We start from the raw sequence: 13515 nt of genomic DNA, 5'->3' as shown, positions 1-13515 counted from the left end.
CCCTCCCTCGCCGGGCGTTCCATGGTTCCAGGCGGAGCGGCGCCGCGGGCCCGCCTTGGCCGAGGTCGGCCGGTTCACGCGTGTCCGGCCCGCGGTTCGCCGGCGCCGGAGGGCAGCCGTTCCACCGCCACCAGGGCCGCGTCGTCCCCGAGATCGCCGTGCACATGGCGCAGCAGGTCGCGGCGGAGGGCCGCCACCATCGCCGCCGGCGGCCGGCCCGCGTGCGCCCGCACCCGCCCGGACAGGTCGTAGAACCGGCCGAGGCGGTCGCGGGCCTCGATGAAACCGTCGGTGTAGAGCACCAGTCGGTCGCCGGCCGTGAACGGCACCGTCTGCGCGACCGGCCGCGCGTCCAGGAGGTCACCGAGCCCGAGCGGCGCGCCCGGCTGCTCCGGCCGTACCGGGCGCGGCCGCCCGGCGTGTACGACGTACGGCTCGGGGTGGCCGCAGTGCACGATGCGGGCCACCGTCTCGCCGGGCGGGAACTCCACCAGCAGCGCGGTGGCGAACCGCTCCGTGAACAGGGCGCCGCCCGCACCGTCCGTGCCCCGTCCGTCCGGGGTCCCGTCCAGCGCCGCGATCTGCTGTCGGGCCCGCTCGTCCAGGTGCGCCGCGACGCGCGTCAACTCCGGCTCCTGGTAGGCGAGTTCACGAAAGGCGCTGAGCAGGGTCGCCGAGGCGCCGACGGCCGTCAGGCCCTTGCCGCGTACGTCGCCGAGGAGGATCCGGGTGCCGTACGGCGTGCGCAGCGCCTCGTAGAAGTCGCCGCCGATCCGGGCCTCCGACTCGGCCGGCAGATAGCAGCCGGACAGGGCCAGCGAGCCGATCCGGCCGGGGAGCGGGTGCATGAGGGCGCGCTGTGTGGTCTCGGCGACCGAGCGGACCTGGCGGAGCTGCCGTTCCCGGCGCCGCCGCAGCGCGCACGCGCCGAGCGAGGTGAGTCCGACGACGAACAGTGTGCCCAGGGTGACGTCCGAGTCCGGGCGGCCGCACGTCCCGGCGTCCAGCTGGAGCAGCAGCGTGACCACGAGCACGGCAGCGGCGAGCGCCGCCGTCGCCGGGCACGGCAGCAGCACGGCGGCCAGGACGGGTACGGCGGCCAGCACCGGCGCGACATGCAGCCAGTCCGGGGTGAGTACGTCGACGAGGACGACCACCGCCATCAGCAGCGCGGGTGCGGAGGCCAGCAGGACCCGGGAGCGGGCGGACCGGCGCCCGGTGTCCTTGCCGGTGGGGGTGGGGTGCTGGTGTTGGAGATCGGTGGAGGGGGAAGAGGTCATCGTCGCGATGCGGGCCGTAGGGGAGCGAGGACGCGGTGCGGCCGGGCGGCCCGGGCCGCGGGCGCGGGCGCGGCCAGGCAGGCGAGGGCCGCGTCGAGCTGCCGGAGGAGGCGCCGCTCGGGGACGCCGGAGGGTGGTGGGGTGGTGCGGGGATCGGTGCCGGGGGCCAGGGACCCGGTGCGCGGGTCGACGCCGACGCTGGTGTCGGGGGCCGCCGGGTTGGTGTGCGGGGCAGGCGAGTCGGTGTGGGGATCGGTCACCGAGGCCGGGGGGCCTGCGCCGGGGCCGATCTCCCGGGCCGGTGGTTCGGTGCGGGGGTGAGCGTCCCGGGCTGATGGATCGGTACCCAGCGCGGCGCCCAGGGCTGATGGATCGGTACCGGAGCCGGTGGCCGGGGGCGGCTGAGTGGTGCCGGGCTCGTCGGCGGAAGCCGGTGTGGCGGTGGCGGGGGTGTGCGGGGCCGGGTGGGGGCCGGGGGCCGGTCCGTCGAGGCGGGCCAGCGCGTGCCGTGCGGCGGGCAGCGCGGGATGCGGGCGGCCGCCGCCCCGGCAGGAGTAGACGCACAGGGCGGTCGTCCGCAGCAGGCGCGCGTACCGCTGGACGAAGGGGGCGGCCGGGCCGCCGGGGTGCGGGCGGTGTCCGTCCAGCAGCCGGCCCGTCGCCGTCGCCTGTTCCGCCACTTCGCCCAGCGTGCGCAGCACCCGGTGGTCCAGGTGCCAGCGGCGGCGCCGGGCGGCCGGCCGGACGTTCCAGCGCACGCTCTCGTGCGCCTCGTCCACCGCGCCGCGGGCTCGGTCCAGGGCGGTCTCCAGGTCGCGTTCCCAGGCGGCGCCGAGCACCTGCCGCGGCGGTTCACGCCGTACGACCGCGTCGGCCAGCGCGTCCAGGTCCCGGGCGATCAGATGCCGCAGCTCCGCCAGGGCCCGCTCGGCGGAGCGCACGCGCACCGCCGGGAACAGCAGCGCGCTGCACGCCAGGCCGAAGGCGATGCCCAGCACGATCTCCGTGAGATGGGAGGCCAGCTCGCCGGGGTGGCGGCCGCGGACCAGGGCGAAGGTGATCAGGGCGGTGGTCGGCACATGGAGGCCGTGGTGACCGAGGAAGCCGTGCCGGACCGGCAGCACCGAGGCGAACACCACCAGGGCCAGCCCCACCATCCCCGGGTGCACATACAGCGCGGCCGGTACCGCGAGCAGGACACCGAGCAGACAGCCGGCGGCGTACCGGGCCGCGGCGGCGACCGTGCGCACCACCGTCGCCTCGACCGTGAGCAGCGCGGCGACGGCACCCGGGTACGGGTCGGGGGAGTGCAGCAGGGTCGCACACATCTGCCAGGTGAGTCCGGCGGCCACGGTCGCGCGCGCGGCCCCGACGCAGTCGGTCCGTCCGATCCTCTCGGCGAGGGCGGACCACCGTGCGCTGAGCATGTCGAGTGACCTCCTTTGTCCGGGTTCCGGCAAGGCCGCCCAGAATAATCGGACAAACCGGGCATGTGGCAAATAAGGAACGTGTAGGCGTCAGGTGTTCGAACCTCTGTCGGGTCCTGTGTCAACGCACGTAAACTGCTCATTCCGCAGTGGTGCGGGGGGAGTTGAGTGGGGGGAGCCACTATGTCCGAGGATGCGTACGGCCCTTATCCGGGTGGGGCACATCAGAACAATCCAGACCAGGGCAGTTCATACCCCGGGTTCGGTGCGCCGTCGATGCCGCCGGTGCCGCCGATGCCGGCGAGTCCCCCGCCCGCGCCCGCGGACCCGTGGCGCGCCGCAGCGGTCGCCCTGCTCAACCTCAGCGGGCTCGGCCTCGGCTACGCGCTGCTGCGGCGCCGGCTCCTCACGGCCGTCTGCTGGGCGGCGACCGCCGTGCTGCTGTTCGTCGCGCTGCCCGCGGACGCCGACGGGATCCCCGGGGTGGCGCTCGTCGGTTACGGCCTGGTGCTGCTGCTCGCCGCCGTCCACGGCGCCGTCACCGCACTGCGTACCCGGCTGGTGTGGCCGGGCAGAGCGCCGCTGGCGCTGCTGCTGGGCGTGGTGCTGCTCGCCGTACCGGCCGGTGGCGCCCTCTGGTACCAGGGCGCCCACCACGACGCCGTGGAACAGGCCCTCCTTGACCGGCTGGACCAGGCCGACCGCCAGGTCGCGGCCGCGGGCCGGCAGTCGTTCTCCACCGCGGAGCCGGACTACCGCAAGGCGCTGACCGTCTACCGGGACATCGCCGTCCACCACCCCGGCTCCCGTGCCGCCCGGCAGGTGCCCGACCGGCTGCACACCTTCTACACGACTGTCGGCGCGGCCTACAGCCACCGGGACTACTGCGGCGCGGTGGAACCCCTGAAGTACCTGCGCACGCTTCCCGACACCCTGCCCAAGTCCCAGCTGGGATCGCTGGCGGCCTGGCCCGACGACCGGCTGGCCACCTCGCTGTACGAGTGCGGGTCCGAGGGCCTCGCCGGCGGATCGGCGGACTGGGTCACCCGCTACACCGACCTGCTGAACACCTTCCCGAAATCCCGCCAGGCCACCCAGGTGGCGCCCGCCGTGGACGCGGCGGTGACGAAGGCGGCCAAGGACGTCGGCGGCTCCGGAGCGTGCGCGGCCGTGGACCGGCTGCGCACCCTCAACACCAGCATCGCCGACCTGGCGAAGTCGGCCGACGACACGGGCGGCAGCCTGGCGAAGGCCGCCGACCGCGCGGACCGCAGCGGTAACTCGGGCGAGTACGCGTGCGGTGTCGAGCAGTACAAGGACAAGGACTTCGCGGCGGCGCAGAAGACCATGGAGCAGTTCGTCGACGACAACAAGAACGACCGCAACCGGGACCGCGCCAAGAAGGTCGCGATAGCCGCCGAGGTCGCCCAGACGCTCCCTGCGGCCGGCGGCAAGCTCCCCACCACCGCCTCCGGCGGCGGCATCTCCGTCACCGTCAAGAACGACAGCCCGGACGACATCACCGTCCTCTACACCGGCCCCGTCACCGGCAGCTTCACCCTCAAGGCCTGCGGCGACTGCAAGGCGTACCTGCTCGCCGAGACACTCCTGACCGGCTTCAAGCCGTGCAGCGGCGGCAAGGACTACCCGCAGCGCACGATCAGCCTGCCCCCGGGCACCACCTACTTCGTGCACAAGTCCCACAGCAGCAGCTCCACGACCCCGGCCTCGGACACCGCCAAACTCCGGTACGGCTACATCTACACCGAGTGCGCCTACTCGACCCGCTCCTTCGGCTCCACCTACTGATCCACCTCGCAGAGAAGAGCTGTCGCCGCAGGTGCTGACCAGCGTCTGAGCCCCTCGGTGCCCTCAGCCGGCCGTGTTGTCGACGCGCAGCCGCACCTGCTCCTCCAGCCGCCGCAGGCTGTCCTCGAGGGCGCCGGCGACCGCGTCCTCGCCCGGGTCGTGGCGGTCGTCGAAGAAGGACAGATGGACCGTCACCTCGCTGGCGCCGCTGCCGATGCCGGCGACCTGGAGCCAGCCGGCGTAGGCGCCCTGTTCGCGGGTGCCCCACTCCAGCCGCATCTGCTCCGGCCGGGCGCGCAGCAGCGCGGGCTGGTCCGTGCCCGAGCGGTCCTCGTGCACGGTGGCGGCGGGTGGCTCCTCGACGTCGACGTGCAGGGCGTCGGGGAGCCAGGCGTCGAGCTGGTCGGTGTTGGCCGCCTGGTCGAAGACGTGCTCGGGCTGGGCGGGCATCGTGCGGGAACGTTCGTACTCGGTCATCGCGACAGCGCCCCCTTGGGCTAGGAAGCCGTACCCGGACCGCGTGCCCCGTCTGCGGCAACCGAAAAGCGGTGACGGCCCCCTCTCGCCTCGGCCGTTCACTTGTCTGGCCAAGTTTGGTCATGGTTCTTCCGCTGGACAGTGAAGACCAGTACTCATGTCCCGTTCGTTGCGCACAACCAGGCCGTGAGGTCCGGATCTCACGGCACCCTCACCAACGGGACGAGGTACACGTATGCGACTGCGCTGGAGATCCCTCGGCGGGCTTCTCGCCCTGCTCGGCGCACTGATCGTCTCCGCTCCGGCCCCCGCCCAGGCGGCCGTGAGCAGCGGCAACCTGATCGTCGACGGCGATGCCGAGAGCGGCGGCTACTGCACCGGCGACTGGGCGGCGGCCGGCACGGTGCCCGGCTGGACCACCGAGGCGGGCGGCCCGAACGCCATGTGCTACACGGTCGGCTCCTTCGGGCTGCCCAGTGACGGCAACACGCCCGGCAAGGCCTTCTTCGGCCCGGGCAACTTCGGCGACGGCGCCATGACACAGACCGTCGACGTCTCCTCGGCGGCCACGGCCATCGACGGCGGCACCGTGCACTACGACCTCTCGGGCTGGCTCGGCGGCTGGACCGTCTACGGCGGATATGTCGCCGTCTCCCTGCACTTCCACGACGCCGCCGGCAGGCCGGTCGGCGCCACCGCCAAGCTGCCGACCGTCTCCGCGAGCGACCGGGGCCTGGCCACCAAGTTCCTCGCGCGCAGCACCACCGGCGCGGTCCCGGCCGGCACCCGCTCCATCCAGGTGGAGGTGCAGTTCCTGTCCACCTCCCACGAGACCGGCTACCTCGACAACCTCTCCCTCACCCTGGACACCCCGGTCGCCGCACCGGCCCCGCTCGCCCCGCCCGTCTCGAAGGTGCCGGGCTACGACCACGTGTTCATGGTCATGATGGAGAACACCGACTACGCCGAGGTCATGAACGACCCCGCGGACACGCCGTACATGCACAGCCTGATGTCCCAGGGCGCCACCCTGACCGACTACCACGGCGTCTACCACCCGAGCGACGAGAACTACCTCGCGATCGCGGGCGGCGACACCTACGCCAAGGGCGCGACGTACTACCCGAACATCAACTCCCCGCAGCGCAACCTCGGCGACACCCTCGAGGCGGCCGGCAAGACCTGGAAGGCCTACGAGCAGGGCATGGGCACGCCCTGCAACACCAAGAACACCTACGACAGTTACTACGAGCCCGACGACGCGCCCTTCATCAACTACACCGACATCAGCGGTGACGCCACCCGTTGCGCGGCCCACCTGTTCGACACCACGCAGCTCACCACCGACCTGAAGTCGGCCTCGACGACCCCGAGTTTCTCCTGGATAGCCGCCGACGACTACTACGACGGCGAGGCCTCCGGGAACGGCAGCAGCACCAGCCTGAAGACCCAGGACGGCTGGCTGAAGCAGACCCTCGACCCGGTGCTGGCCTCCCCGGCCTGGACGCAGTCGCGCTCGCTGCTCATCCTCACCTGGGACGAGAGCCAGAGCGAGGCCTACAACCACGTGGCCACCATGGTCCTCGGCTCCCAGGGCACCGTCCCGGCCGGCACCAGCAGCCCCGTGCACTACGACCACTACGGCATCGCCCGCACCATCGAGTCGGCCCTCGGCCTGCCCGGCCTCACCGCCAACGACACCTACGCGACCCCGCTCAACGCCGCCTTCGCGCCGTCCACCGCGACGGCACCGACGCTCACCGGCACTCTGAACGCGGTCGCGGACGGCGGCAACGCCACCGTCCGCTACACCCTGCCGTCCGCCGCGCAGGCCAACGCCAAGAACTGGGTCGGCATCTACCCCGCGGGCGCCGTGCCGGGCAAGCAGTCCTCGCTGACCTGGGCGTACGCCCCGAACGCCAGCGGTGCCCTGACCTTCTCCACGGGCAAGCTGAGCGGCCCGGGCACCTACGACGTGTACTACCTCGCGAACGACGGCTACACCGCCTTGGCCGGACCGTTCTCCCTCACCGTCGGCTGAACCACCCCGCAGCGGGTCACCTGCGCCGCAGCAGGCGGCGCAGGTGCAGGGTCGTCAGCGGCCGCCGGACCGGTCGTGCGGGCCCGGGCCCGGGGTCACAGTCCCAGTGCGATGGCGACCCGGGTCAGCTCGGCGGTGCTGCCGATGTTGAGCTTGGCCCGGATGCGGCGCAGGTAGGCGTCCACCGTGTGCGTGGACAGTCCCATGTGGCGGGCGGTCTGGAGATAGGTGCGGCCGGCGGCGATGTGCCGGAGCGTCTCCCGCTCGCGCGGAGCCAGCGCGGTGGCGGGGGCTGCGGGGTGCGAGGGGGCGAGGGTGGCGCTCATGGGATGTCCTCCGGCGGTCTCTGACCGTTCGGGCGATTTGCCCTGTTTCATCAGAGTGGGTGCCGGATTTCATGGGACTGTCCGTCGATTGTCACAGGCGCGTCACAGGGCCCCGGAGGTGGTTTGCGGCCCGTGGCGAAGGGTGTGGCCGCTCAGGCCGTGGCCTGCCGTGCCGTGCGCTCGACCAGGGTGACGCCGTCGCTCATGGAGGCGCTGCCGTTCGACAGGACGGCGACGAGATACCGGTGCCCGCGCACGGTGACCTGGCCGATGCTGTTGACGTCCCACAGGCCGGTGGTGGTGCGCCGGAGCCAGCCGTTCTTCAGCAGGCGCGGCGAGCTCGGGCCGCCGGCCGCCGGGACTCCCCAGGTCTGCTCGGGGATGACGCGGCCCATGAGGCTGCGCAGATACGCCCGGGAGTCCGCGTTCAGCACGGGGGAGCCGCCGCCCTGTGTCCGTCCGTCGGCGAACACGGCCCGCAGCAGTCGGATCTGGTCCGTCGCGGTCGTCCGGGTCAGCCCCCACCTGGCGTCCGGGCCGCCGGTGGTCGAGGTCAGCCCGAGGCGCTTGTTGGCCGCCGCGAGACCGGGTGCCCGGCCGATCTCCTGCCACAGGGCGTTCGCGGCCGTGTTGTCGCTGCGCTCGATCATCGGCTCGGCGTGCCCCCGCTCCGCGGCGGTGAGCTGCCGTCCCGCGTCCTGCGCCTGGAGCAGCAGGGTGGCGAGGATGTCGACCTTGACGATGCTGGCGGTGTCGTACGCCTCGTCCGTGCCGTGGACGACGGGTGCGCTGCCGGTGCCGTCCAGGTCGAGCACCGCGGCCGTGGCGTGCGGCGCCGGGGCCGGTGCGGGCGCCGCGGCGGCGGCAGCGGGGGCGGGGCGCAGGGCCATCGCGGAGACGAGGACCGCCAGCGAGGCGAGGAGCGTGCGTGCGGTGGCGGGGGAGCGGTGCGGCGTGCTGGGCATGGGTCACGAACGTAGCCATCGGACGGTCCCGGTGGCATGGCGCGGGTCACTCCGGCCCGGTGTTCGGCCGTTTTGTGAGAAGAGCCACCGTTGGGGCGCTTTGCCGTCCATGGGTTGTTCCGGTGGCGGCGTGTACGCGCGGCCGGGCCCGGCTCCTCGCTTATCGTCGGCCAGACACCGACATCCGGAGTGAAAATGCAAAAAACGGATGAAATGGTTGATGTGGTCGAGGGTGTGGCGGTCGTCCCCGTCGCCCGGCCCGGGCGCCGCATCCGGCCCCGGCCGCTCGGCGCCGCGCTCGCGTGCACGGCGGCCGCCGCGGCCGTCCCGCTCCTCGCCGGCACCCAGTGGCTGCACCAGCCGGCCGTCCAGGCCTGGCGCACCGTCTGCCTCGCCATCACCGTCCAGGCGCTGCCCTTCCTGCTGCTCGGTACCGCCCTGTCCGGGGCCATCAACGCCTTCGTGCCGGCCGGCCTGTTCACTCGGGTGCTGCCGAAGCGGGCCGCCCTCGCCGTGCCCGTCGCCGGGGTCGCGGGCGCGGTCCTGCCGGGCTGCGAGTGCGCCTCCGTACCCGTCGCCCACAGCCTGATCCGCCGGGGCGTCACGCCCGCCGCCGCCTTCGCCTTCCTGCTCTCCGCGCCCGCCGTCAACCCGGTCGTGCTCACCGCCACCGCCGTCGCCTTCCCCGGCAACCCCGGCATGGTCGCCGCCCGGCTGCTCGCCTCGCTCGCCACCGCCGCCGTCATGGGCTGGCTGTGGCTCTGGCTCGGCAACGAGAAGTGGCTACGGCCCCTGCTGCGGCACCACCACACCGGGCACCGGCCCGGCCACAGCCGCCGGACCGAGTTCCGGCTCGGCTTCCAGCACGACTTCCTGCACGCCGGCGGCTTCCTCGTGCTCGGCGCCATGGCCGCCGCCACCTTCAACGTCGCCGTGCCGCGCTCCGTCCTCGACGCCTTCTCCGGCTCGCCCTGGCTGTCCGTGCTCTTCCTGGCCGCCCTCGCCGTGCTGCTGGCCGTCTGCTCCGAGGCGGACGCGTTCGTCGCCGCCTCCCTCACCGGCTTCTCGCCCCTCGCCCGGCTCGCGTTCCTGGTGGTCGGCCCGATGGTCGACCTCAAGCTGATCGCCCTCCAGGCGGGCACCTTCGGCCGCGCCTTCGCCTGGCGCTTCTCCACGGCCACCACGGTCGTGGCCGTCGCCGCGAGCGTGCTGATCGGAGGGGCGCTGCTGTGAGACGCCCCGCCCAGACCCTGCTCCTGACCCTCACCGGCGCCGGCCTGCTGCACGCCACCCTGCTGACCGACACCTACCTGCGCTACGTCAAGGCCGGACTGCGCATCCCGCTGATCGCCGGCGGTGCCGTCCTGCTGCTGCTCGGCCTGGCCGCCGCGGTGAGCCGGGCCGGCGAGCACCACCCCGCACACGACGGCCACGACCACTCCGGCACCCCGCGCGTCGCCTGGCTGCTGTTCCTGCCGGCCCTGAGCCTGCTCTGCTACGCCCCGCCCGCCCTCGGCGCGTACACCGCGGCACGCTCGAACAACAAGCCCGTCACCGTGCAGAAGGCGGCCTTCGCACCGCTGCCCGCGACCTCACCCGTGCCGCTCACGCTCACGGACTTCACCCGGCGCGTCCAGCAGGACCGCACCCATGCCATCGCCCACCGCTCCGTACGGCTGACGGGCTTCGTCACCCCGGACCCGGACGGCGACGGCTGGTACCTCACCCGGATCATCTTCACCTGCTGCGCGGCGGACTCGCAGACCGTCAAGATCCGCATGTACGGCGGCGAGGCACCCCCCGCGGACACCTGGCTGGCGGTCACCGGCACCTGGCACCCCCGCGGCACCCTCGGCACCCGCACCGCGCAGCCCGCCCTCGACGTCCGGCAGGCCCAGCCCATCGCCCAGCCCGTGAACGCCTTCACCGACGACCTGCCGCTGACCCCCTCTGCCTAGCCCCCTGCCCGTGCCTTCCTAACGGTCCTTCCGCGGCAGGCCGCTGACCGGCTTCCCCTGGACCTTGCGGACCAGCACCACCAGCAGTGCGTACAGGCAGATCAGCGCGATGCCCGCGAAGGCCGCGAGCAGATGCGCCACCTCGGGATTGAGCTGCAACAGCCAGTTCATCGCGGCGCCACCTCCCGACGAGGTTCCTCACCCCAGCGTCGTACCGCGGCGCTCGGCACGCCAGCCCGAGAGAGCGTCGAAGTCGCCGAAGAGGCAGATGAAGCGCAGTATCGGAGCAAGATCGTCCCACGGCCCGAGGCGGTGAGAAGCGAGGTGCGGCGTCGCTTGTTCGGGAAGGCGGTGCGCCGCCGGGCATGGCCCGCACTCGCGGTCTACGGCGCCTCCACGCTGCTGCATCTCGTCGTGCTCGCCGTGATGATCCCGCCGGGCGGCCCCAGCCTCGGTGACCGGCTGCTCGCCTGGGACGGCCGGCTGTACACACAGATCGCCGCACACGGCTACCCCGGCGGTCTCAGCCACACGCCCACGGGCGAACCGACCGGCAACAACCTCGCGTTCTTCCCGCTGTTCCCGCTCCTGATCCGGGCCGTCCACACCGTCACCCGCCTGGACTTCGGCACCGCCGCGATCGTCGCCGCCAACCTGGCCTTCGTCGCCGCGCTGATCACCGTCGACCTGCTGCTGACCGAACTGTACGGACGGCGTACGGCCGCCATCGCCGTCGTGCTGCTGGCCGCGGCGCAGCCCATGTCCCTCGTCTTCGTCATGGCCTACAGCGAGTCGCTGTTCCTCGCCCTGTCCGCCGGCACCCTGCTGGCCGCCCGGCGCGAGGCATGGCTCACCGCCGGTGCCGCGGGCCTGCTGGCGGGTCTGACGCGGCCGGCCGGGGTGGCGGCCGTGGCCGCGCTCGCCGTCGCCGTCGCCCTGTCCCTGGCCCGGACCCGCCGGCCCGCCTGGCGCCCCCTCACGGCCGTCGCGCTCGCCTGCCTCGGCACCCCCGCCTACCTGTGGTGGGTGGGCCGGCGGGCGGGCCGGCCGGACGCCTGGTTCGTCATCGAGAAGGCCGGCTGGAACACCCGCTGGGACAACGGCAGTTCCTTTCTCCACTTCCTCGGCGAGACACTGGCGCACGGCGACGGATGGGTCCCGGTCAGCACCGCGGTCCTGCTGCTCGCCCTCGTCGACGCCACCGGCGTCACCTGGCGCCGGACCACTTGGCCGCCCCTGCTCTGCTACGGCACCGGCATCCTGGTGCTGACCCTCGGGGAGAGCAGCTTCTACCACTCCAAGCTGCGCCTGGTGCTCCCCGCCGTGCTCTTCCTCGTCCCCCTCGCCCGCGCCCTCGCCCGAGCCCGCACCGGCACCGTCGCCCTCGCCGTGGGCGGCGGATCCCTGTTCGGCTGCTGGTACGGCGCCTACATGCTCACCGTCTGGCCGTACGCCATCTGACGACCGGCCGGTCAGCCGAACAGGCTGCGGACCCGGATCGTCTCCACCCGCCGCCACACACCCCCGGGCAGCAGGACCCAGTCGTCCTTGGAGCCGCGGGCGCGTCGCCGCCCGGTGGGCGCATGACGGGCGCCGCTCCGGCGGGTCGGCAACGGGGCACCGCACCGCGACGGGTTGGTACGGGGCTGCACGGTCTCCTGCGTCATGACACCTCCCTGGGGCGGGCGGGGCGCTTCCCCCGCCGCGCCGCCTATCGAGCGGGATGGTCCGGCGATCCCTGCGGCTCCACATGGGAGGCGAGCACCGCCGCCTGGACCCGGCGCTGCACCCCCAGCTTGGCCAGCAGCCGCGAGATGTGGTTCTTCACGGTCTTCTCCGACAGATACAGCCGCTTGCCGATCTCCCGGTTGGTCAGACCGTCGCCGATGAGGACCAGGATGTCCCGCTCCCGCGGCGACAGGCTCGCCAGCTCGGGCGGCAGGGCCGGGTCGTCACCGGGCTCGGACCGCAGCGAGCGCATCAGCCGGGCCGTCGTCGCCGGGTCGAGCATCGACTGCCCGGACGCGACGGTCCGTACCGCCGCCACCAGGTCCGAACCCTTGATCTGCTTCAGGACGTACCCGGACGCCCCCGCCATGATGGAGTCCAGCAGGGCGTCCTCGTCGTCGAACGAGGTCAGCATCAGACACGCCAGCTCCGGCAGCCGGTCGCGCAGCTCCCGGCAGACCGTGATGCCGTCGCCGTCCGGCAGCCGTACGTCGAGCACCGCGACGTGCGGGCGCAGGGCGGGGCCCCGGGCCAGCGCATGCTCCGCGGTGTCGGCCTCCCCGACCACCGTGATGTCCGCCTCCGCGTCGAGCAGGTCCGCCAGACCGCGCCGGACGACCTCGTGGTCGTCCAGCAGCAACACCCGGATCGGGTGCTCCTCGGTGAAGGTGCGCATCTCGTTCATGGCGACCTCTCGTTCCCCGGGGAGGGGAAGGGAGCGGCTGCGGGCGGTCCCACGACGCCGATCATCCCTCCGCGGCCCCGGACGGACCAGGGCCGACCGGCCCTGCTCCTTCATGATGGTCGCGTGCGAGGTCGAACGTCACATCGACCACGCCCTCGACGGCCCGGATCAGCCGGGCGGCGACCGGGACCAGGGACCGGTCACGGATCCGGCCGACGAGGGTCACGACCCCGTCCGCCACCTCGACCCGGACGGCCGAGCCCGGCAGCGGGAAGAGGTAGGACACCACCTCCCGCCGGACCTCCTCGGCGATGTCCTCGTCCTCGCGCAGAAAGACCTTGAGCAGGTCCGCCCGGCTCACCACGCCCTGCAACACGCCCACTCCGTCGACCACCGGCAGCCGCTTCACCCTGCTGCGGGCCATGGTCCGGGCCGCCTCGGCCAGGGTGGCGTCCACCGGCACGGTGACCGCCGGCGACGACATCAGGTCCCCCGCCGTCAGCCCCTCGGCCTTCGCCAGGTCGGCGGGGCGGCGCAGCCGCAGATACCCCTCGGCCGGGCCGTCCCGCAGCTCCTCCTTGGGCAGCAGGTCCGCCTCGGACACCACACCGACCACCCGGCCCTCGCCCTCCAGCACCGGCAGGGCGCTGACCTGCCAGTCCTGCATCAGCTCCACGATCTCCTTGAAAGGCGCCCGCCGGCCGACGGCGGCGACCGTGTGGGTCATGACATCGCTGACGATGTGCGGCGTGCCGTACATGGTGACTCCGTGGGTCCTCGGGTCCTCGGCGGGCGGTCCTTGCGCCTCCAGCGTGGGCC

At 73.2% G+C, this 13515-nt stretch carries 14 protein-coding genes; 5 read left to right on the top strand and 9 right to left on the bottom strand.

Annotated elements, in window-relative coordinates:
* Positions 1–74: 74 nt before the first annotated feature.
* On the bottom strand, positions 75–1280 hold the full coding sequence (locus tag ACFVIU_RS05850; RefSeq protein WP_385840878.1) for a PP2C family protein-serine/threonine phosphatase: 1206 nt from the start codon (positions 1278–1280) through the stop codon (positions 75–77).
* Entirely contained in the window at positions 1277–2707 is a 1431-nt protein-coding gene (locus ACFVIU_RS05845; RefSeq protein ID WP_385840877.1) for an FUSC family protein, read from the bottom strand. Before ACFVIU_RS05845 ends, ACFVIU_RS05850 begins: the two co-directional genes overlap by 4 nt.
* 294 nt (positions 2708–3001) lie before the next feature.
* On the opposite strand from ACFVIU_RS05845, the gene ACFVIU_RS05840 reads away from it, so the two are divergent.
* On the top strand, positions 3002–4516 hold the full coding sequence (locus ACFVIU_RS05840; RefSeq protein ID WP_385840876.1) for a hypothetical protein: 1515 nt from the start codon (positions 3002–3004) through the stop codon (positions 4514–4516).
* Positions 4517–4579: 63 nt separating this feature from the next.
* Here ACFVIU_RS05840 and ACFVIU_RS05835 read toward each other — a convergent pair whose 3' ends face one another.
* Complete coding sequence (locus ACFVIU_RS05835; RefSeq protein WP_385840875.1) at positions 4580–4993, bottom strand: SRPBCC family protein; 414 nt, start codon at positions 4991–4993, stop codon at positions 4580–4582.
* A gap of 235 nt (positions 4994–5228) precedes the next feature.
* On the opposite strand from ACFVIU_RS05835, the gene ACFVIU_RS05830 reads away from it, so the two are divergent.
* Positions 5229–7034 carry an alkaline phosphatase family protein gene (locus tag ACFVIU_RS05830; protein WP_385840874.1) on the top strand — a complete coding sequence of 602 codons (1806 nt, stop codon included), beginning with the start codon at positions 5229–5231 and terminating at the stop codon, positions 7032–7034.
* Between the two features lie 95 nt (positions 7035–7129).
* On the opposite strand, the gene ACFVIU_RS05825 is transcribed toward ACFVIU_RS05830, so the two are convergent.
* Together ACFVIU_RS05825 and ACFVIU_RS05820 are read right to left on the bottom strand one after the other, a co-directional pair.
* On the bottom strand, positions 7130–7360 hold the full coding sequence (locus ACFVIU_RS05825) for a response regulator transcription factor (RefSeq protein WP_385840873.1): 231 nt from the start codon (positions 7358–7360) through the stop codon (positions 7130–7132).
* A 152-nt stretch (positions 7361–7512) separates the two neighbouring features.
* Positions 7513–8325: a serine hydrolase gene (locus ACFVIU_RS05820; protein WP_385840872.1), complete on the bottom strand. Its 813-nt coding sequence runs from the start codon at positions 8323–8325 to the stop codon at positions 7513–7515.
* A 213-nt stretch (positions 8326–8538) separates the two neighbouring features.
* Between ACFVIU_RS05820 and ACFVIU_RS05815 the strand changes: the two genes are divergently transcribed.
* Both ACFVIU_RS05815 and ACFVIU_RS05810 read left to right on the top strand, forming a co-directional pair.
* Complete coding sequence (locus tag ACFVIU_RS05815) at positions 8539–9558, top strand: permease (RefSeq protein ID WP_385840871.1); 1020 nt, start codon at positions 8539–8541, stop codon at positions 9556–9558.
* Positions 9555–10283 (top strand): TIGR03943 family putative permease subunit, encoded by a 729-nt coding sequence (locus ACFVIU_RS05810; RefSeq protein ID WP_385840869.1) that lies wholly within the window; start codon positions 9555–9557, stop codon positions 10281–10283. The genes ACFVIU_RS05815 and ACFVIU_RS05810 overlap by 4 nt, the downstream gene beginning before the upstream one ends.
* Before the next feature lie 18 nt (positions 10284–10301).
* Here ACFVIU_RS05810 and ACFVIU_RS05805 read toward each other — a convergent pair whose 3' ends face one another.
* Positions 10302–10454 (bottom strand): hypothetical protein, encoded by a 153-nt coding sequence (locus ACFVIU_RS05805; protein WP_385840868.1) that lies wholly within the window; start codon positions 10452–10454, stop codon positions 10302–10304.
* 165 nt (positions 10455–10619) lie between these two features.
* Here ACFVIU_RS05805 and ACFVIU_RS05800 point away from each other — a divergent pair, with 165 nt between their 5' ends.
* Entirely contained in the window at positions 10620–11744 is a 1125-nt protein-coding gene (locus ACFVIU_RS05800; RefSeq protein WP_385840867.1) for a hypothetical protein, read from the top strand.
* 11 nt (positions 11745–11755) lie between these two features.
* Here the strand turns inward: ACFVIU_RS05800 and ACFVIU_RS05795 are convergent, their stop codons facing one another.
* The 3 genes from ACFVIU_RS05795 to ACFVIU_RS05785 form a co-directional block, all read right to left on the bottom strand.
* Positions 11756–11950 (bottom strand): hypothetical protein, encoded by a 195-nt coding sequence (locus ACFVIU_RS05795; protein ID WP_385840866.1) that lies wholly within the window; start codon positions 11948–11950, stop codon positions 11756–11758.
* Between the two features lie 44 nt (positions 11951–11994).
* On the bottom strand, positions 11995–12696 hold the full coding sequence (locus ACFVIU_RS05790) for a response regulator (RefSeq protein ID WP_385840865.1): 702 nt from the start codon (positions 12694–12696) through the stop codon (positions 11995–11997).
* Positions 12697–12757: 61 nt separating this feature from the next.
* On the bottom strand, positions 12758–13456 hold the full coding sequence (locus tag ACFVIU_RS05785; protein WP_385840864.1) for a CBS domain-containing protein: 699 nt from the start codon (positions 13454–13456) through the stop codon (positions 12758–12760).
* Positions 13457–13515 lie beyond the last annotated feature (59 nt).

It is taken from the genome of Streptomyces sp. NPDC127190 (assembly GCF_042672505.1).
Taxonomy (GTDB): Bacteria; Actinomycetota; Actinomycetes; order Streptomycetales; family Streptomycetaceae; genus Streptomyces.
This window is presented reverse-complemented; position numbering and strand designations above follow the sequence as displayed.

What these genes read in the sequence shown, in the direction of transcription:
- ACFVIU_RS05850 (WP_385840878.1), bottom strand. Translation starts at nt 1,280, where the DNA reads ATGACCTCTTCCCCCTCCACCGATCTCCAACACCAGCACCCCACCCCC.
- ACFVIU_RS05845 (WP_385840877.1), bottom strand. Translation starts at nt 2,707, where the DNA reads ATGCTCAGCGCACGGTGGTCCGCCCTCGCCGAGAGGATCGGACGGACC.
- ACFVIU_RS05840 (WP_385840876.1), top strand. Translation starts at nt 3,002, where the DNA reads ATGCCGGCGAGTCCCCCGCCCGCGCCCGCGGACCCGTGGCGCGCCGCA.
- ACFVIU_RS05835 (WP_385840875.1), bottom strand. Translation starts at nt 4,993, where the DNA reads ATGACCGAGTACGAACGTTCCCGCACGATGCCCGCCCAGCCCGAGCAC.
- ACFVIU_RS05830 (WP_385840874.1), top strand. Translation starts at nt 5,229, where the DNA reads ATGCGACTGCGCTGGAGATCCCTCGGCGGGCTTCTCGCCCTGCTCGGC.
- ACFVIU_RS05825 (WP_385840873.1), bottom strand. Translation starts at nt 7,360, where the DNA reads ATGAGCGCCACCCTCGCCCCCTCGCACCCCGCAGCCCCCGCCACCGCG.
- ACFVIU_RS05820 (WP_385840872.1), bottom strand. Translation starts at nt 8,325, where the DNA reads ATGCCCAGCACGCCGCACCGCTCCCCCGCCACCGCACGCACGCTCCTC.
- ACFVIU_RS05815 (WP_385840871.1), top strand. Translation starts at nt 8,539, where the DNA reads ATGGTTGATGTGGTCGAGGGTGTGGCGGTCGTCCCCGTCGCCCGGCCC.
- ACFVIU_RS05805 (WP_385840868.1), bottom strand. Translation starts at nt 10,454, where the DNA reads ATGAACTGGCTGTTGCAGCTCAATCCCGAGGTGGCGCATCTGCTCGCG.
- ACFVIU_RS05795 (WP_385840866.1), bottom strand. Translation starts at nt 11,950, where the DNA reads ATGACGCAGGAGACCGTGCAGCCCCGTACCAACCCGTCGCGGTGCGGT.
- ACFVIU_RS05790 (WP_385840865.1), bottom strand. Translation starts at nt 12,696, where the DNA reads ATGAACGAGATGCGCACCTTCACCGAGGAGCACCCGATCCGGGTGTTG.
- ACFVIU_RS05785 (WP_385840864.1), bottom strand. Translation starts at nt 13,456, where the DNA reads ATGTACGGCACGCCGCACATCGTCAGCGATGTCATGACCCACACGGTC.